We start from the raw sequence: 17,991 nt of genomic DNA, 5'->3' as shown, positions 1-17,991 counted from the left end.
GTGTTGGTATCGGAGCGACAGGGGTTCATCTATGGGAACGACAGCAGGGGGCGGTTCGAAGAAGGATGCCGCGGCATCGGCCCCCAAGCGGGTGGTGGTTGCCGAGGACGAGGCGCTCATCCGGATGGACCTGGTGGAGATGCTCTCGGAGGAGGGCTATCAGGTGGTGGGAGAGGCGGGTGACGGCCAGGTGGCCGTGGATCTCGCTGAGGAGTTGCGTCCTGATCTGGTGATCATGGATGTGAAGATGCCGCGGCGGGACGGCATCGACGCAGCCGGTGAGATCGCGTCGAAACGTCTTGCGCCGGTGGTGATTCTGACCGCGTTCAGTCAGCGCGACCTGGTCGAGCGGGCTCGGGACGCGGGTGCGATGGCATACCTGGTGAAGCCGTTCACGAAATCGGATCTGGTGCCCGCCATCGAATTGGCGGTCAGCCGATTCCATGAGATCACCGCGCTCGAAGGCGAAGTCGCGAATCTCGCCGATCGGCTCGAAACCCGCAAGCTCGTGGAGCGTGCCAAGGGTGTGCTCATGCAGACCCAGGGCCTCTCGGAACCGCAGGCGTTCAAGTGGATTCAGCGCACGGCAATGGACCGTCGCACCACGATGAAGGCGGTCGCCGAGGTAGTGCTGGAGAATTTGGCACCCAAGTAAGACCGTTTTGCTCGAACTTTGCCCCTCTGTTGCCGTGAATGCGCTGAAGCGATTTACATTCCGGCAACACGAGGGGCTCTTTCGTTTGTTGCGATGTCACATGGATGATCCGTTTGTGATGCGGACCTAACGTAGCGGGGATATGTTCTGTCCGGGCCGATCGATGGGGCGGCCCTCCTCGGCGAGCCGGGGAGTAGAGAACATAGAGGTGAATCGTGCTTGGTTCAATGACGCGCACGTCGGCGCTGCGGCACAGCCGCATGGCCCGGGTGGTGGTCGTCGGAGCTGCAGCAGTACTCGCGCTCAGCGCTGCCGGCTGTAGTAGCAAGTCCACCGACAATTCCAGCACCGGTGCCGCCGGTGCGAGCAATCTGACGATCCAGCCCCTGGTCCAGATCGACGCCAACGGTAAGGAAGTGCCGGCTTCCGACAACTCCGCGGCGGCGAATCCGGCCAGCGACGGCAATGACAAGTGCGCGCCGCAGACGATCGCCATGGCGGGCCCGCTGACCGGGCCGAACGCCAACCTCGGCCTCAATATCGTGCGCGGCGTACAACTGGCGCTGGACCAGCACAACAAGGCCAATCCGAACTGCCAGGTGTCGGTCAAGAAGTTCGACACCGAGGGTGATCCGCAGAAGGCCACCCAGGTCATTCCGACGATCATCAGCGATCCGTCCATCAATGCCCTGATCGGCCCGACCTTCTCGGGCGAGACCAAGGCCACCGGTCAGATCATCAGCGATGCCGGGCTGCTGTCGCTGACGCCGTCCGCCACCAATGTCTCCCTCACCACCAACGGCTGGAAGACCTTCTTCCGCGGCCTCGGCAACGATGGTGTGCAAGGTCCGTCGGTCGCCGCGTATCTGGCGGGCACCGGCAAGTACAAGAAGATCTGCGTCGTGCAGGACGATTCGGACTACGGCACCGGCCTGGCCAAGACGCTCACCGCCGGCCTCGGCCCGATCGCCGATTCCAGCTGCGCCGCCCAGGTCAAGGCTGGTGACAAGGACTTCTCCGCAGTCGTCTCCAAGATGGCCTCCGCCAAGCCGGACGGCATCTTCTACGCGGGTTACTACGCCGAAGCCTCGCCGTTCGTGCAGCAGTTGCGTTCGGGCGGTGTGACGTCCACCTTCATCTCCGATGACGGCACCAAGGACGTCGAGTTCGTGAAGCAGGCCGGCAACTCCTCGAAGGACGCGCTGCTCTCGTGCCCGTGTGGTCCGGCTCCGGACAAGTTCGCCACCGATTACAAGGCCTCCAGCGGTTATGACGCCGGCACCTACTCGACCGAGGGCTACGACCTCACCACCATCGTCCTGAAGGGCATTGCCGCCGGTAAGGTGACCCGCCCCGACCTGGTCGATTATGTGAAGAACTACGACGGCCAGGGTCTGGCCCGTGAATACAAGTGGAATGCGCAGGGCGAATTGTCCAACGCGCTGATCTGGATGTACCAGGTCAAGTAGCCACCCCCCGATTCTGGAGCGGCGTGTGCCGGCGATCCCGGCGCACGCCGCTTCCTCTACGGCGAGAGTATTGAATGTCTTCATCCCTATTGGCCGATGCGGCTCTGCTTGCCAACGGGTCCATCGAATTCAACGTCTCGGGCGTGGTCGACCAGTTCTGGCGACTTACCGTGGACGGCTTGGCATATGGTTCGATCTACGCCTTGGTGGCGGTCGGTTACACCCTCGTTTACGGTGTGCTCCGGCTGATCAATTTCGCCCATTCGGAAATATTCATGGTGGGCATGTTCGGTCAGTATGTCGGCCTGATGGTGGTCGGATTCAGCCCCAGCGGCAATGTCTATTCCGAAGGCGTCGTTCTCACCGTCGTATATCTGTTGGTGGCCATGGTCATCGGCATGCTGGTGTCCGGCCTGACCGCGGTCGGCCTGGAACGCGTCGCCTATCGCCCGCTGCGTAAGCGCGGCGCCAAACCGCTGATCTTCCTGATCACCGCGATCGGCATGTCGTTCGTGCTGCAGGAGACCGTGCACTACGTCCTGCCCAAGCTCACCAACAAGAACATCGGCGGCACCAACGCACAGCAGCCGATCATGCTGGTGCAGCCCACCGAGCAGTTCAAGATCTTCGGCGCGTCCGTCACCAATGTGACCCTGGTGATCATCGTGGCCGCGGTGATCCTGGCCGCCACCACCGAAATCCTCATCAACAGAACCAAATTCGGCCGTGGCATCCGTGCCGTGGCGCAGGATCCCGATACCGCGACCCTGATGGGCGTCTCGCGGGAGCGGATCATCATGCTGACCTTCCTGCTCGGCGGACTGCTTGCCGGCGCCGCCGCGCTGCTGTACACGCTGAAGATTCCGAACGGCATCATCTACTCCGGCGGATTCATCCTGGGCATCAAGGCATTCAGCGCCGCGGTGCTCGGTGGCATCGGCAATCTGCGCGGTGCGCTGCTGGGCGGTCTGCTGCTCGGCCTGGCCGAGAACTACGGGCAGATTCTGTTCGGCACCCAGTGGCGTGACGTGGTCGCCTTCGTGGTGCTGGTGGCCGTGCTCATGTTCCGTCCGACCGGCATTCTCGGTGAGAGCCTGGGAAGGGCGCGAGTATGACACACGCCGTACTACCGAATGAAAAACCTTCTGCCGGAAGGGGTGTCGGCGATGCGATCCGCACGTGGTGGAACGGATTGTCGCGCCCGGCGCAGTGGAGCGTGGGTGTGCCCGCGATCGCCGTGCTCGCCCTGCTGCCGCTGTTCAAGGTGCCGCTGCTCGATACTCCGGGCACCAGTTTCTCCGGGGTGATGGCGCAGTTCGCCATGACGGCGCTCATTGCCGTCGGCCTGAATGTCGTTGTCGGCCAGGCGGGTCTGCTCGACCTCGGCTACGTCGGCTTCTACGCGGTCGGCGCGTACACCGTCGGCCTGCTCACCAGTCCGAACAGTCCGTGGAATCAAACGGACGGCTGGTTGAAACCGGGCTGGGCCTGGATCGTGTGTGTACCGCTGGCCATTGCCGTCACCGCGGTCTCCGGGCTGATTCTGGGCACGCCGACCCTGCGGCTGCGCGGTGACTACCTCGCCATCGTGACCCTCGGCTTCGGCGAGATCGTGCGACTGCTCGCCGACAATCTGGGCGACATCACCAATGGCAGCCTCGGCCTGTCCCGGATCGCGTACCCCCGGGTCGGGGTCTCCGACTCCCATCCGGAGGGCTACTTCTCCTCCGGCAATCTGGGGCAGCCGCACAGCTGGAATCCGCTGGACCGGGCCAACTCCGGCGCCTGGTGGTTCTGGCTGGGCATGCTGTTCGTGGTCCTCATCCTGCTGTTCGTCGGCAATCTGGAGCGCAGCCGCGTGGGCCGCTCCTGGGTGGCCATTCGCGAGGACGAGGACGCCGCCGAGATGATGGGCGTGCCCACCTTCAAGTTCAAACTGTGGGCGTTCATGATCGGCGCGGGCATCGGCGGTATGTCGGGCGCGCTGTACGCCGGGCAGGTGCAGTTCATCAATCCGACCGGGTTCAACATCATCAACTCGATGCTGTTCCTGTGCGCGGTGGTGATCGGCGGCCAGGGCAACAAGCTGGGCGTGATCGTCGGCGCGTTCCTGATCGTCTATCTGCCGAACCGGTTCATGTCGGTGAATATCGGCGGGCAGTCGCTCGGTGACTACAAGTACCTCTTCTACGGTGTCACGCTGGTGGTCGTGATGATTTTCCGGCCGCAGGGGCTGTTCCCCGTGCGGCAGAAGCTGCTCGCCTACGGCAGGCAGATCACGCGTGCCGTGCGGCGTCCCGGTGAGACGGCCGAAGCTACGTCAGGAGCGAACCGATGACCGGGCCGGGTCCGGGCGACGCGATGTTCGACAACGAGGATGTCGCGGCGGGCTACGCGCAGTCTCCGGACTTCGAACCGAGCGCGGGGACACTGGATGTGACCGCGGTACTGCCCGTATACAAGGATCCCGAGGCGGTCGCGGAAGTTGTTGCGCCGCACCGTGAGATCGAGACCCAGATCGGCGAGCCGCTGCTGCGCACCGACGGGCTCACCGTGAAGTTCGGCGGCCTCACCGCGCTGGAGAATGTCACCTTCGATATTCGCCGCGGGGAGATCCTCGGGCTCATCGGGCCGAACGGTGCGGGCAAGACCACCTGCTTCAATGCCATCACCGGCGTGTACCGCCCGTCCGGCGGCACGGTGTACTTCGACGGCAAACCGCTCACCAAGACCAAGCGCAATGAGATCACCCGCCTGGGCATCGCGCGCACCTTCCAGAACATCCGGCTCTTCTCGGAGATGACGGCTCTGGAGAATGTGGTCGTGGGCACCGACGCACGGCACAAGACCTCGGTGCCGGGTGCGGTCTTCCGGACGGCGCGCCATCGCCGCGAGGAACACGACGCGGTCGAAAGAGGTATGGCGCTACTGGAATTCGTCGGCATCGCCCCGCATGCCGTGGAGAAGGCGCGCAATCTCTCCTACGGTGATCAGCGTCGCCTGGAGATCGCGCGCGCCCTCGCCACCGAACCGAAACTGCTGTGCCTGGACGAGCCCGCGGCCGGATTCAATCCGCGCGAGAAGTCCGCGCTCATGGATCTGATCCGCAAGATCCGCGACGACGGTTTCACGGTGCTGCTGATCGAACACGACATGCGCCTGGTCATGGGCGTCACCGATCGGGTGGTGGTGCTCGAATTCGGCCGCAAGATCGCTGATGGGTTGCCGGCCGAGATCCGGGAGGATCCCAAGGTGATCGCCGCCTATCTGGGCGTGCCCGACGAAGAGATGGGTGAAGCCCTGTGACATCGCCGAACCCCGCCAAAACGCCGTACGCGAAAGCGGCCCTGCCGCCCGCCGACCCCAATGCGCTGCTGCAGGTCGACGATATGGTGGTCAGCTACGGGAGAATCCAAGCGCTGCACGGCATTTCGCTGTCCGTGGCGCCGGGTGAACTGGTCACCCTGCTGGGTGCGAACGGTGCGGGCAAGACCACCACCATGCGCGCGCTGTCCGGGCTGCTCCCGCTGGGGCGTGGCCGGGTGCTGTTCGACGGCCGCGATATCACCCGGGTGAAGGCGCACGATCGCGTCGGATTGGGCCTGATCCAGGCGCCCGAGGGGCGCGGTGTCTTCCCGGGTATGACGGTCCAGGAAAACCTCGATATGGGTTGCTACTCCAGGCCTTTCAAGAGCAAGGCCGATTACAACCAGACGCTGGAGTGGGTCTTCTCGCTCTTCCCGCGCGTCAAGGAGCGGCAGAAGCAGGTGGGCGGCACGCTCTCGGGCGGTGAGCAGCAGATGGTCGCCATTGCCCGCTCCCTGATGGCGCGCCCGAAGCTGCTGCTGCTCGATGAGCCGTCGATGGGGCTGGCCCCCATGATCATCCAGCAGATCTTCCGCATCATCGCCGATATCAATGCCCAGGGCACCACGGTCCTGCTGGTCGAGCAGAACGCCCAGCAGGCCCTGACCCGCAGCGACCGCGCCTACATTCTGGAAACCGGCGAGGTCACCAAAACCGGCAACGGCCGCGACCTGCTGCACGATCCGGCGGTCAAATCCGCCTACCTCGGCGTCGGCTGAATCCGCCTGCCCCGGAAAGCATTCGGGCCGGTCACCTGTGAAGGTGACCGGCCCGATCTTATGCAGGGGCGACAGGAATCGAACCTGCAACCTGCCGCTTTGGAGACGGCTGCTCTGCCAATTGAGCTACGCCCCTTGGTTCTCGCGTGGCTACAATATCAGCCCGCGTCCTCCGGTGAAAATCCATTTCCCGGCGAGGCCACTATCCAGCAAAAACCCCGGCCGACCGAGCGCCGGTCGTCCGGTTCGTCCGCTTGGGCGTGGCGAATGCGCCCGGTTCCCGCACGTGTCGGTGCACGTCCCTAGACTCTGTGCCGTGACCCCTGCCTCTACCGATCAGCGGCCGAGTGCCGCGTCCGCATCTGGCGCTGCCGTGTCCGCCGACTCCACCGAGCAGCCGACGCTGCTGCTGCTGGATGGACATTCGCTGGCTTATCGCGCCTTCTACGCGCTGCCCGCGGAGAACTTCAAGACGGCGAGCGGGCAGACCACCAATGCGGTGTACGGGTTCACCGCCATGCTGATCAACCTGCTGCGGGACGAGAAGCCCACGCATGTGGCCGCCGCGTTCGATGTGAGTCGCAAGACCTTCCGGACGGAGAAGTTCCCGGAGTACAAGGCGAACCGGGCCACCACGCCGGACGAGTTCCGGGGGCAGGTGGAGACCACCCAGGAAGTGCTGGGGGCGATGGGCATTCCGGTCATGGCCATCGAGGGGTTCGAAGCCGACGATGTGATCGCGACGCTGGTCACGCAGGCGGTGCCGGAGGGATTCCGGGTGCTGATCGTGACCGGGGATCGCGATGCGCTGCAGCTGGTCAATGACAATGTCACCGTGCTCTACCCGAAGAAGGGTGTTTCCGAGCTGACCCGGTTCACCCCGGCCGCGGTGGAGGCGAAGTACGGGCTCACGCCGGCGCAGTATCCGGATTTCGCGGCGCTGCGCGGCGACCCGAGCGATAACCTGCCGGGCATTCCGGGCGTGGGGGAGAAGACCGCCACCAAGTGGATCAACGAATACGGGGATCTGGAGAACCTGGTCGACAAGGTCGACACGGTGAAGGGCAAGGTCGGAGACGCGCTGCGCGCCAATCTGTCCAGCGTCGTGCTGAATCGGCAGCTCACCGAAATGGTGAAGGATGTGCCTCTGGCGTACACGCCCGATCAGCTCGGCATGCAGCCGTGGGATCGGGACAAGATCCACCGCCTGTTCGACGAGCTCGAATTCCGGGTGCTGCGCGATCGGCTGTTCGACACGCTCGCACCCGTGGAGCCCGAGGCCGAGTCCGGTTTCGAGATCAGCGGCGCGGCACTGCCTCCCGGCACCGTCGGCGACTGGCTCGCCGAACATGCGAAGGCCGGTGTGCGGCACGGACTTTCGGTGGTGGGCGTGGGCACGCCGGTGCACGGCGATGTGAAGGCGCTCGCGCTGGCCGCCGCCGACGGTGAGGGCGGATACCTCGACGTCCACACCCTGACTCCGGAAGACGAAGCGGCACTGGGCGCTTGGCTCGCCGACCCGGACACCTTCAAGGCCGTGCACGAGGCCAAATCCGCCATGCACGCGCTGCGCGGACGGGAGTGGACGCTGGGCGGGCTCAGCACCGATACCGCGCTCGCGGCGTATCTGGTGCGTCCGGGCCAGCGCTCGTTCAATCTGGACGATCTGTCGCTGCGCTACCTGAGCCGGGAACTGCGCGTGGACGACGGCGGGGAAACCCAGCTCTCCCTGCTCGATGACGAGGATCAGGCCGACGCCGAGGTCGCCCAGGCCGAAATGCTGCGTGCGCGTGCGGTGTACGACCTCGCCGACGCCTTCGACGCTGAGCTCGAGCGCATCGAGTCCACCGCGCTGCTGGGCGATATGGAACTGCCGCTGCTGACCGTGCTCGCCGATCTGGAAGCCGCGGGCATCGCGGTGGATTCCGATCAGCTCGAGGAGTTGCAGCAGGAATTCGCGAACCGGGTCGGCGAGGCCGCCAATGCGGCGTACGACGTGATCGGCAAGCAGATCAATCTGGGCTCGCCCAAGCAGTTGCAGGTGGTGCTCTTCGACGAGCTCGATATGCCGAAGACCAAGCGCACCAAGACCGGCTACACCACCGATGCCGATGCGCTGGAGAGTCTTTACGAGAAGACCCAGCATCCGTTCCTGCAGCACATGCTCGAGCACCGCGATGCCACGCGCCTCAAGGTGACCGTCGACGGCCTGCTCAAATCGGTCGCCGACGACGGGCGCATTCACACCACCTTCAATCAGACGGTGGCCGCGACGGGCCGGCTGTCCTCGACCGAGCCGAATCTGCAGAACATTCCGATCCGCACCGATACCGGGCGTCGTATTCGCGACACCTTTGTGGTGGGTCCGGGATTCGAATCGCTCATGACCGCCGATTACAGCCAGATCGAAATGCGGATCATGGCGCACCTGTCCAAGGACGAGGGGCTTATCGAAGCCTTCAACTCGGGCGAGGATCTGCACAATTTTGTCGCGTCCAAGGCGTTCGACATTCCGATCACCGCGGTCGACGCGGAATTGCGCCGTCGTATCAAGGCCATGTCCTACGGCCTGGCGTACGGTCTGTCGGCCTACGGTCTGTCGCAGCAGCTGAAGATCAGCGCCGAAGAGGCCAAGGCGCAGATGGACGTGTACTTCGAACGCTTCGGCGCCATTCGCGACTATCTGCGCGATGCCGTCGACGAGGCCCGCAAGACCGGCTACACCGAAACCCTCTTCGGCCGCCGCCGCTACCTGCCGGACCTCGACTCCAGTAACCGCCAGCGCCGCGAGGCCGCCGAGCGCATGGCCCTCAACGCCCCCATCCAGGGCACGGCCGCCGACATCATCAAGGTGGCCATGATCGACGTCCAGCGCGCCATCCGCGCCGCCGGCCTCAAATCCCGCATGCTCCTGCAGGTCCACGACGAACTCATCTTCGAGGTGGTCCCCGGTGAACGCGACCAACTCGAAGCCCTTGCCCGCGAACACATGTCGAACGCCATCGAACTCTCGGTCCCCCTCGAGGTCTCCGTAGGCGTCGGCCGCAGCTGGGACGCCGCCGCCCACTGAGTTCGGTACCTCTGGATCTCGCAGCCCGTGCTCTGACGAGCACGGGCTGCAGTGTGTAAGAGGGAGATTCGCGGCCGGCGCACATCGAATTGGCCGCGATGTCAGGGAAGCCCAGCCAGTGCCTCAGCGAGCCTCGCGTGTGGCGAGGGAGGAGCCTTCCCGCAGGAGCCGAGCGAGGGAGCCAGCCCGGCTGATGTGGCGATTGCCTCGTCATCCCGGCGCGCTTTGGGCCGGGATCTGCCGAAACCTGTTGCAGCGCTGCCGGGGTGGATCCCGGCCAAAACCATGCCGGGATGACGAGGTGAGTTCGCGTGCCCGCGGTGTCGAGCAGATTGCCCAGGGTCCGCAGTGTGCGGATCGGCGGTCCGGTCCGGTCCGTCCACCGGGCGCGCCGAATTGGCGGTGTCCCTGGTGGTGCGTGCCCTGGGTCGCCGGGCGCGCCGAATTGGCGGTGTCCCTGGTGGTGCGTGCCCTGGGTCGGCGGGATGGCGGCGCGATTCCATGCGGCGTCGATTGGGCGGCTAGGCGGGGATGGGTGACACGCCTTGAATTCGTCCTAGGGGACGGTCATTTCGGGCGGCAGCGGGCTAATGGGGGTGGTTTTACGGGGCCGCGGTGAGTTGGGTGGCGAGGAGGTTGACTACCTCGGCGGTTTCGCGGCAGGTGCGGGCGGCGATGGGTTCGTCGAGGCGTTCGCAGCTTTCGGCGGTGGCGGTGCAGACCTTGGCGGTGAGTTCGCACAGTTCCAGGGCCCAGGGGGAGCGGCGGTCGAGGATGTCGGCGGTGAGGCGGCAGAGCGCGGCGCAGTCCATGAGCTGGGCGATGTGGGCGCGGGCGGCGTGGTCGCCGCCGATGTCCAGGGATTCGCCGGTCTGGCGGACGCAGGTGCGGTGGCAGCCGAACAGATGGTTGATCGTCTGCATGATTTTCGGATCGGTCATCGCGGAGGTGCTCCTCGGAGTTCACGGAGGGTTCGAACGACAGTCCGACAGGGTTTGCCCATTGTGGCATCCGAGGTTGCTATAGCTGGTGACGGAGGTTGCTATGGCGCGCGCCACAGGCGGATGACCTGCGGCAAAGTTACCCGTGAGTCGAAGACGAATATGGTTGCCAATGCCTGTATCAGCCCTTATGCTCGGTGCCGTGCCGAATCCCGCCAACAGCCGCAGCGCAGCGCAGAATGTCGCCGACCGCGACCGCGCCGCGCTTGTTCCGCTCACCGCGATGGTGGCTGTGGCGCGCGTACTCGTAGTTCTCCGCCGCAGCGGGGTCTGATTTCGGACCGGCCCCCCCGCTGCGGGCCGTGTGAATCTTTTTCTTGTGCTGGTCCCCTCTGCCAAATTCTGCGAAGAAGTCGGGAAGACCTAGTCCAATGACACTGACCATCGATACCCACATGTTCATCGCCGCTGCCCCCGCGAGTCTGCGGGCCGAGAGCGCCGGCCTGAGCCCCGCTCAGTTCTACGATCGCTACTGCCGTGATGCGGGCGCGCTCAAACTGAGCGAATGGACTCACCTCCGCGCCGCGAATTTCACCGCGACCCTGGAGTTCGCCGGCCGGCTGCGCACCGTCACCGCGACCGGCAGCCCGGTCGCCGCACTCACCTCGGCGCTCTACGACGAGGGCTATCCCATCGAGATCCTGCAGTTCCATCAGCGCCGCACCGAAATCGGCACCGCCACCTTCGTGCTGTGCGAGTTCAACGGCCGTCGCGGGTGGGGCGCCGCCCTGGCCGACGACAGTGCGGAATCCACCGTCCGCGCCATGATCGCCGGTATCAACACCTTCGCCTGACGCATAAACGAATGCGCCGCAACCCTTTCCGGGGTGCGGCGCATTCGATCGTGTGAATTGTGTACTGCGCGAGGGGGTTTCCCTTACTGCTCAGCACCCTGTTCGGCGCCCTGCTGCTCCGCGAGCTGCTTGCGGACCTCTTCCATATCGAGCGCCTTCACCTGCCCGATGAGGTCCTCCAGCGCGGCCGGCGGCAGTGCACCGGGCTGCGCGAAGACCAGCACGCCTTCGCGGAAGGCCATCAGGGTGGGGATGGAACGGATATTGGCAGCAGCGGCGAGTCCCTGCTCGGCCTCGGTATCCACCTTGCCGAAGACGACGTCGGGGTGATTCTCCGAGGACGCTTCGAAGGTCGGGGCGAACTGGCGGCACGGACCGCACCAAGCGGCCCAGAAATCGACGAGAACGACATCACTCCCGGTGACGGTCTCGTCGAAGTTCTGCTCGGTCAGTGTCTGGGTGGCCATGACGTCCTCTCGTGTCGGGTTTCCCGGTCCAACACCGGTCCCTGCTGTTCTCTTCCCTTTACCCACTACGGTAGCCGCCAACCGCGTGCCGCCGCCCGGCCGTTCGGCCGATTGCGCGAGGATGACTGTCATGAGCGACAGCGAGACTCGGCTACCGGGCGACAGTGATATTCGGCTCCGGCTGGGCCTCATCGAGGGCGACGGCATCGGCCCGGAGATCGTGCGGGCCACCCGTGCCGTGGTCGACGACGCCGTCGAAGTGGTGGGTCTGCCGCCCATCGAATGGGTGCCGCTGCTCATCGGACACGCCGCCATCGAGGAATTCGGCGATCCGATGCCGGAACCGACGCTGCGGGCGCTCGAGGGTCTGGACGCCTGGATCATGGGCCCGCACGACAATGCCTCCTATCCCGCCGACCACCGCACCGGCCTGCCGCCGGGCGGCGCGATCCGCAAACGATTCGGCCTGTACGGAAATATCCGCCCGGCGCGGACCCTGGACGGCGTCCGCGCGACCACCCCGGACATGGATCTGGTGATCGTCCGGGAGAACAGCGAGGGGCTCTACGCGGACCGGAATATGTTCGCGGGCTCGGGGGAGTTCCAGCCCACCGCGGATGTGGCGCTGTCGGTCGGGGTGGTGACGCGCGCGGCGACTGAGCGAATTGCGCACTTGGCCTTCGGAATCGCGCAGACCCGGAGTAGGCGGCTCACCATCGTGCACAAGGCGAATGTGCTGCCGATGACCATGGGCATGTTCCGGGACGTGTGCTACGAGGTCGCCGCCGCCTATCCGGACGTCGCGGTGAACGATGAGCACGCGGATGCGGTGGCGGCGCTGCTGGTGCGCACGCCCGCCGATTTCGATGTCATCGTGACCGAGAATCTCTTCGGCGACATCCTGTCGGATCTGGCCGGTGAACTGAGTGGCTCACTGGGGATGGCCCCGTCGCTGAATTGTTCACAGCACCAGGCGATGGCGCAGGCCGTGCACGGCGCCGCACCGCGACTGGCCGGGCACAATCGGGCCAATCCGGTTGCGCTGCTGGCCTCGTCCGCCATGCTGCTGCACTGGCTCGCGGAACGCGATTCCTACAGCGCGCTGCGGCGGGTGGCCGAGCGGATCGAACATGCGGTTGCCGAGACGTTGCGGTCCGGAGTCGCCACATCCGATTTGGGTGGGTTAGCATCTACCACCGAATTCACCGAGCAGGTGCGGGCCCGGCTGCACCGCTGGTGAGCGCACTTCCGGAACCGGGCGTGTATCGGCCATGCATCGGCGTGTCGCCGATTAATGTTCGGTTACCGACCCGCATGGAATGTTCGACTCGCTTACATTTCAATCGGCGGGCGACGCCCGGTTGTCGCGTGACCGAACTGTGGAGGACTGCTGTGTCTGTTCGTAAAGATTTCCGCGGGCGTGCCCTGCGGGCCGTCTGCGTACTAGCGGGCGGCGCCCTGGCGCTGACCGCGTGTACGAGTAATTCCGACTCCAATGCGCCTGCGGTTTCCAAGGTGGATGTGTCCAAGGTCGACACCATCGCCGCCAAGCTGCCCGCGGACATCAAGAGCAGCGGCAAGATCGTTGTCGGCGTGAACGTCCCCTACTCGCCCAACGAGTACAAGGATCCGGGCACCGGCAAGATCGTCGGATTCGACGTCGACCTGGTGGACGCCGTCGCCAAGGTGCTCGGCGTGTCGGCCGACTACCAGGAGTCGGACTTCGAGAAGATCATCCCGGCCATCGAGGCCGGCACCTACAACATCGGCATGTCGTCGTTCACCGACAACAAGGAGCGCGAGGCCACCGCGGACTTCGTCGACTACTTCAACGCGGGCAGCCAGTGGGCCCAGCAGAAGGGTAAGCCGGTCGACCCGAACAATGCCTGCGGCAAGCGAGTCGCGGTGCAGCGCACCACCGTTCAGGACACCGACGAGATCCCGGCCAAGAGCGCCAAGTGCACCGCCGCGGGCAAGCCGGAGATCACCAAGGTCGCCTACGACGAGCAGAGCGCCGCAGCCACCGCACTGGTGAACGGCCAGGTCGACGCCATGTCCGCCGACTCCCCGGTGACCGCGTACGCCATCAAGCAGAACCAGGGCACCATCGAGGCCGCCGGCGCGATGTTCGATTCGGCGCCGTACGGCTGGCCGGTCAAGAAGGGCTCCACCCTGGCGCCGGTCCTGCAGGAGGCCCTGCAGCACCTGATCGACAGCGGTCAGTACAAGCAGATCGCCGAGAACTGGGGCGTTCAGGACGGCGTGATCACCAAGTCGGTCATCAACGGCGCGCAGAGCTGATAACGCTCGATGTCACAGGACGAGACTAATTCCGCAGCCTCGGCCGTGACGGTCGCGAATTCCACCGACCCGCAGCCGATCAAAGCGATTCCGCTGCGACGGCCGGGCCGGTGGATCGCCGCCGTGGTGCTGCTGACGCTGGTGGGGCTGTTCCTCTACGGTGCCAAGACGAACCCGGCGTATCACTGGGACACGTACTGGAAGTACCTGCGCGACATCAACATTGCCAAGGGCGCCGCGGTCACGCTGGAGCTGACCGTGCTGGCCATGTTCATCGGCGTGCTACTCGGGGTGCTGCTGGCGGTCATGCGGCTGTCGCCGAATCCGGTGCTGCGCTCGGTGGCGTGGGCGTACCTGTGGATCTTCCGCGGGACGCCGGTGTACGTGCAGTTGGTGTTCTGGGGTCTGTTCCCCTCGCTGTACAAGACGGTCACCGTGGGCGTGCCCTTCGGGCCGTCGTTCGCGAATTTCGATGTGCAGCACTGGTCGGCGCCGTTCTTCTTCGCGGTGGTCGGCCTGGGGCTGAACGAAGCCGCCTATATGGCCGAAATCGTCCGCGCCGGAATCAATTCCGTCGATGACGGGCAGCGCGAGGCGTCGGTGGCGCTGGGCATGTCGTGGTCGCAGACCATGACCCGCACGGTGCTGCCGCAGGCCATGCGGGTGATCATCCCGCCGACCGGCAATGAGCTCATCTCCATGCTCAAGACCACCTCGCTGGTGACGGCCATCCCGCTCACCACCGACCTGTACGGCCGGGCGCGGGATATCTACGGTGTGAACTTCCAGCCGATTCCGCTGCTGCTGGTCGCGGCGACCTGGTACCTGCTCATTACGAGTGTGCTGATGGTGGGCCAGTTCTACCTGGAGCGCTACTACTCGCGGGGTACCTCGCGGAAGCTGACCGGACGGCAGGAGCGCGCCCTGGTCGCCGCGCAGGCCGTCGGAGGGGATGGGCGCAAATGAGTCTCGAAGATGCCTCGGCGCCGATGGTGCGCGCCGAACAGGTGTACAAGAATTTCGGCGCACTCAATGTGCTCAAAGGGATTTCGCTGGAGGTCAAGCGCGGTGAGGTGATGTGCCTCATCGGCCCGTCGGGGTCCGGCAAGTCCACCTTCCTGCGCTGCATCAACCATCTCGAGGATGTGAACGCCGGACGGCTCTACGTGGACGGCGTGCTCGTCGGCTATCGCGAGAAGGGCGGCAAGCTGTACGAACTCCATCCGCGCGACGCGTCCAAGCAGCGCCGCGATATCGGCATGGTGTTCCAGCATTTCAACCTCTTCCCGCACCGGACGGTCCTCGAGAACGTCATCGAGGCGCCCACCCAGGTGAAGAAGCTGAAGAAGACCGTCGCCGTCGCCCGCGCCCGCGAGCTGCTGGACCGAGTCGGCTTGGCGGACAAGGCCTACTCCTATCCGGCACAGCTGTCCGGCGGTCAGCAGCAGCGGGTCGCCATCGCGCGGGCGCTGGCCATGGATCCCAAGCTGATGCTCTTCGACGAGCCCACCTCGGCGCTGGACCCGGAACTCGTCGGCGAAGTCCTCGGCGTCATGCGCGAATTGGCGGCCGACGGTATGACCATGGTGGTCGTGACCCACGAAATGGGTTTCGCCCGTGAGGTTGCCGATCAGCTGGTGTTCATGGACGCCGGAGTGGTAGTGGAGGCCGGTGATCCACGCGAGATCCTGGCCAACCCCCAGCACGACCGCACCAAGGCCTTCCTGTCTCGCATCCTGTAGCGAGACAAGAGCTCTCGCCCGGCCCCGCTCCACGACTCGGAGCGGGGCCGGGCTGGTTCAGTGGCCGGTGGCGGGGGTGCGGAGGAAATTGAGCACCGTGTCGGATTGGCCGAGGATGGCGTGGCCGACGCCGGGGAGGATGTCGACCGTGGCGTGCGGGACGAATGTGCTTATGCGCCGGGCGGTTTCGGCGGAGTCGAGCATTACGTCGCGATCGCCGACGATGGTCAGGACCGGCATGGGGAGGGCGGCGAGCTGAGCATCGGTGACGCGGGGGAGGCGTTCGGTGCGGGGATTGAAGTGGGTGAAGGTCAGGGCGATATCGTCCAGGACGGGTCCCAGATGTGCTGCGTCCAAACCGGTTACGGTCTCGGCCGAGCGGCGGATGTCGTGGCGGCCGACCAGCCGGGGGAGCATCTCCTTGAGAATCCAGCCGTAACGCTGCTTGCCGACGCCGCCGGGGCACAGCAGGGCCAGGCGCGTAATGCGCTCCGGGCGGCGGACGGCGTAATCCAGCGCGGTCCAGCCGCCGAGCGACATGCCCACCACGGCCGTGCTCGATATGCCCAGGCCCGCAAGAACATCATCGAGCCACAGGGCAACCGCATCGGAGTCCAGCTTCGGGCGGGACGGTGCGCTGCCGCCGGGTTCGCCGACGAGGTCGACGGCATAGGTGCGGAAATCCTTCGACCACGCGGCGATATCCCCGCGCCAGGTCGAGGAATTGGCCCCGGAGCCGTGCAGCAGCACCAGCGGCGGCGCATCCTGCGGTCCGGAGGCGAGGACGAAGGTCTCGCCCTCGCGAGTCGGTATGCGCAGCTGCTCGGCGGGAATGGGCCAGTCGCCCAGCACTTCTCGGTAGCGGCGCGAGATGGCCTCCGCGCCGGCCTCGGACTTGTAGATCGGTGCGAGAGTCTTCGGCACAGTCGTGCTCATGAGGTGAGCACCCCTTCCATGTATTCGAGCAGCCGGGCCGTCTCGCCCAGGCCGCCCACGATGATGATCTTCAATCGCGCGCGCTCGGCGTCGTAGAAGGTCTGGAACCGCAGCGGTTCGTCCCCCGACTGCCGATTGCCCGTCGCGCCGGTCAGCAGCGTCGACACCCGGTGTGCGGTGGCCTGATCCACGGCGTCCACCTCGACGATGCTGGACACCTCGCTGTGCCGCTCCCGGGCCGCGGACTCGCGCAGCGCCTCGGGCACAGGCCGGCCGGTGAAAGCCTCCAGATCCGCGTGCGCGATCCGGTACTGCTTGCCGATGCGCACAGCAGGCAGTTTCCCGTCCCGCACATAGCTGCGAACCGTCCGGACGTGCAGTCCGAGGCGTTCGGCCACTTCGTCCACCGAGTGCAGGCGTTCATTCACTTGAACTACTCTAAACATCCCTATCAAATAGCGCAATAGGGATGTTTAGGGAAGTTTAGATACGTATGGCGGAGGTCTGTCGCTTCCGGTCCTGGTCGCGGTTCAGGGGTGGCGGAACATTGTGGCCGGATCCTTCCACCCGCCGACGGCGATGCGGAGCTGGCCGAGCAGAACCTTGGCGGCCGGGCTCAATGGCCGCTCGTTGTTCCAGCCGAGGACCAGCCGGCCCGTCATCGGCGGATCGATATCGAGCATGCGCACCCCGAGTTCGGTGGCATCGGCGCCGGCGAGCGGGGGCACGATGGCGACGCCCAGACCGTGCCGGGCCAATCGGATGAGCAGCGGTGGCGCGGCCGCCTCGAATGCCACATCGGGTGTCAGACCGGCTGCCGCACACGCTGTTTCGAGGACGGCCCGAATGCCGGAGCCGGGTGGCAGGCAGATGAGCGGATGTTCGCACAGCTCGGCCAGTCCGATGCGGTCGCCGAAATCGGCATCGAGGGCGACCGCCGCGACAATGGTGGAATCGAAGACGATCTCGGTCGCGACAGCGGGCCCGAGGTCCGTGCTCGCAATGCTGAGGAGCGCGATATCGAGCTCGCCGTGCCGCAGCGCCGCGATCATCCGCTCGGAGGTGTCCTCGGTGAGCGAGATGGCGATCTGCGGATGGTCGCGGTGGTAGTCGGCCAGCACCCGCGCGATATCGATCTCGTCATTGGCAGCGCCGGAGATCAACCCCACCCGTACCCGCCCGCGCAGCAGTCCGGTGAATTCGTCGACCGTATGCGTGATCTGCTCGGTGGCCGCCAGTGCCGCCCGGGCGTGCGGTAGCACCGCCGCGCCGATCGGAGTGAGGCCGACCGTGCGGGTCGAACGATCCAGGAGTGGTTGTCCCAGTTCACGTTCCAGCTGGCGGATCTGCGAACTCAGCCCGGGCTGGGTCAGGTGCAGGCGCGCGGCTGCCCGGGTGAAGTTGGCCTCCTCCGCGACAGTGACGAAGTAGCGCAGCTGACGCAGTTCCATAACTTCTGATTATAACTACT

Annotated in this window: 18 protein-coding genes and 1 tRNA gene; 13 read left to right on the top strand and 6 right to left on the bottom strand. The window is 65.5% G+C overall.

The features are described 5' to 3' along the window. The first annotated feature begins 31 nt into the window (after positions 1-31). The 6 genes from OG326_RS31945 to OG326_RS31920 all read left to right on the top strand — a co-directional run bounded on the left by OG326_RS31945 (position 32) and on the right by OG326_RS31920 (position 6,209). Entirely contained in the window at positions 32-655 is a 624-nt protein-coding gene (locus OG326_RS31945) for an ANTAR domain-containing response regulator (protein WP_297618871.1), read from the top strand. Between the two features lie 227 nt (positions 656-882). Continuing rightward, entirely contained in the window at positions 883-2,124 is a 1,242-nt protein-coding gene (locus OG326_RS31940; protein WP_327140844.1) for a branched-chain amino acid ABC transporter substrate-binding protein, read from the top strand. A gap of 74 nt (positions 2,125-2,198) precedes the next feature. Continuing rightward, positions 2,199-3,239, top strand: coding sequence for a branched-chain amino acid ABC transporter permease (locus tag OG326_RS31935; protein WP_327140843.1), 1,041 nt, complete (start codon positions 2,199-2,201; stop codon positions 3,237-3,239). Further along, positions 3,236-4,462 carry a branched-chain amino acid ABC transporter permease gene (locus tag OG326_RS31930; protein WP_327140842.1) on the top strand — a complete coding sequence of 409 codons (1,227 nt, stop codon included), beginning with the start codon at positions 3,236-3,238 and terminating at the stop codon, positions 4,460-4,462. The genes OG326_RS31935 and OG326_RS31930 overlap by 4 nt, the downstream gene beginning before the upstream one ends. After that, positions 4,459-5,430: an ABC transporter ATP-binding protein gene (locus tag OG326_RS31925; RefSeq protein WP_327140841.1), complete on the top strand. Its 972-nt coding sequence runs from the start codon at positions 4,459-4,461 to the stop codon at positions 5,428-5,430. The genes OG326_RS31930 and OG326_RS31925 overlap by 4 nt, the downstream gene beginning before the upstream one ends. Before the next feature lie 83 nt (positions 5,431-5,513). Further along, a complete protein-coding gene (locus OG326_RS31920) occupies positions 5,514-6,209 on the top strand; it encodes an ABC transporter ATP-binding protein (protein ID WP_327146638.1) in 696 nt (231 codons plus the stop codon). Positions 6,210-6,272: 63 nt separating this feature from the next. Here OG326_RS31920 and OG326_RS31915 read toward each other — a convergent pair. Next, positions 6,273-6,345: transfer RNA gene (locus OG326_RS31915), tRNA-Trp, on the bottom strand. Positions 6,346-6,525: 180 nt separating this feature from the next. On the opposite strand from OG326_RS31915, the gene polA reads away from it, so the two are divergent. Further along, positions 6,526-9,279 carry a DNA polymerase I gene (polA, locus tag OG326_RS31910; protein ID WP_327140840.1) on the top strand — a complete coding sequence of 918 codons (2,754 nt, stop codon included), beginning with the start codon at positions 6,526-6,528 and terminating at the stop codon, positions 9,277-9,279. A gap of 602 nt (positions 9,280-9,881) precedes the next feature. Here the strand turns inward: polA and OG326_RS31905 are convergent. After that, positions 9,882-10,220 (bottom strand): four-helix bundle copper-binding protein, encoded by a 339-nt coding sequence (locus OG326_RS31905; protein WP_327140839.1) that lies wholly within the window; start codon positions 10,218-10,220, stop codon positions 9,882-9,884. Positions 10,221-10,422: 202 nt separating this feature from the next. On the opposite strand from OG326_RS31905, the gene OG326_RS31900 reads away from it, so the two are divergent. Continuing rightward, complete coding sequence (locus tag OG326_RS31900) at positions 10,423-10,554, top strand: hypothetical protein (RefSeq protein ID WP_327140838.1); 132 nt, start codon at positions 10,423-10,425, stop codon at positions 10,552-10,554. Between the two features lie 97 nt (positions 10,555-10,651). Further along, a complete protein-coding gene (locus OG326_RS31895) occupies positions 10,652-11,074 on the top strand; it encodes a 2-keto-3-deoxygluconate kinase (RefSeq protein WP_327140837.1) in 423 nt (140 codons plus the stop codon). Between the two features lie 83 nt (positions 11,075-11,157). On the opposite strand, the gene trxA is transcribed toward OG326_RS31895, so the two are convergent. After that, entirely contained in the window at positions 11,158-11,541 is a 384-nt protein-coding gene (gene trxA, locus OG326_RS31890; protein ID WP_327140836.1) for a thioredoxin, read from the bottom strand. A 130-nt stretch (positions 11,542-11,671) separates the two neighbouring features. Between trxA and OG326_RS31885 the strand changes: the two genes are divergently transcribed. The 4 genes from OG326_RS31885 (at position 11,672) to OG326_RS31870 (ending at position 15,584) form a co-directional block, all read left to right on the top strand. Further along, on the top strand, positions 11,672-12,781 hold the full coding sequence (locus OG326_RS31885; protein WP_327140835.1) for an isocitrate/isopropylmalate dehydrogenase family protein: 1,110 nt from the start codon (positions 11,672-11,674) through the stop codon (positions 12,779-12,781). A gap of 152 nt (positions 12,782-12,933) precedes the next feature. After that, positions 12,934-13,842, top strand: coding sequence for an ABC transporter substrate-binding protein (locus OG326_RS31880; protein WP_327140834.1), 909 nt, complete (start codon positions 12,934-12,936; stop codon positions 13,840-13,842). Between the two features lie 9 nt (positions 13,843-13,851). After that, positions 13,852-14,808, top strand: a complete 957-nt coding sequence (locus OG326_RS31875) for an amino acid ABC transporter permease (RefSeq protein WP_327140833.1) — start codon at positions 13,852-13,854, stop codon at positions 14,806-14,808. Next, positions 14,805-15,584 (top strand): amino acid ABC transporter ATP-binding protein, encoded by a 780-nt coding sequence (locus OG326_RS31870; protein WP_327140832.1) that lies wholly within the window; start codon positions 14,805-14,807, stop codon positions 15,582-15,584. The genes OG326_RS31875 and OG326_RS31870 overlap by 4 nt, the downstream gene beginning before the upstream one ends. Before the next feature lie 57 nt (positions 15,585-15,641). Here the strand turns inward: OG326_RS31870 and OG326_RS31865 are convergent, their stop codons facing one another. The 3 genes from OG326_RS31865 to OG326_RS31855 all read right to left on the bottom strand — a co-directional run bounded on the left by OG326_RS31865 (position 15,642) and on the right by OG326_RS31855 (position 17,971). Beyond that, positions 15,642-16,520, bottom strand: coding sequence for an alpha/beta fold hydrolase (locus OG326_RS31865; protein WP_327140831.1), 879 nt, complete (start codon positions 16,518-16,520; stop codon positions 15,642-15,644). Beyond that, on the bottom strand, positions 16,517-16,948 hold the full coding sequence (locus OG326_RS31860) for a helix-turn-helix domain-containing protein (protein ID WP_327140830.1): 432 nt from the start codon (positions 16,946-16,948) through the stop codon (positions 16,517-16,519). The genes OG326_RS31865 and OG326_RS31860 overlap by 4 nt, the downstream gene beginning before the upstream one ends. Positions 16,949-17,050: 102 nt before the next feature. Next, positions 17,051-17,971, bottom strand: coding sequence for a LysR family transcriptional regulator (locus OG326_RS31855; RefSeq protein ID WP_327140829.1), 921 nt, complete (start codon positions 17,969-17,971; stop codon positions 17,051-17,053). Positions 17,972-17,991: the final 20 nt, after the last annotated feature.

Origin of the sequence: Nocardia sp. NBC_01327 (assembly GCF_035958815.1) — a bacterium.
In the GTDB taxonomy this organism is placed as follows: Bacteria; Actinomycetota; Actinomycetes; order Mycobacteriales; family Mycobacteriaceae; genus Nocardia.
This window is presented reverse-complemented; position numbering and strand designations above follow the sequence as displayed.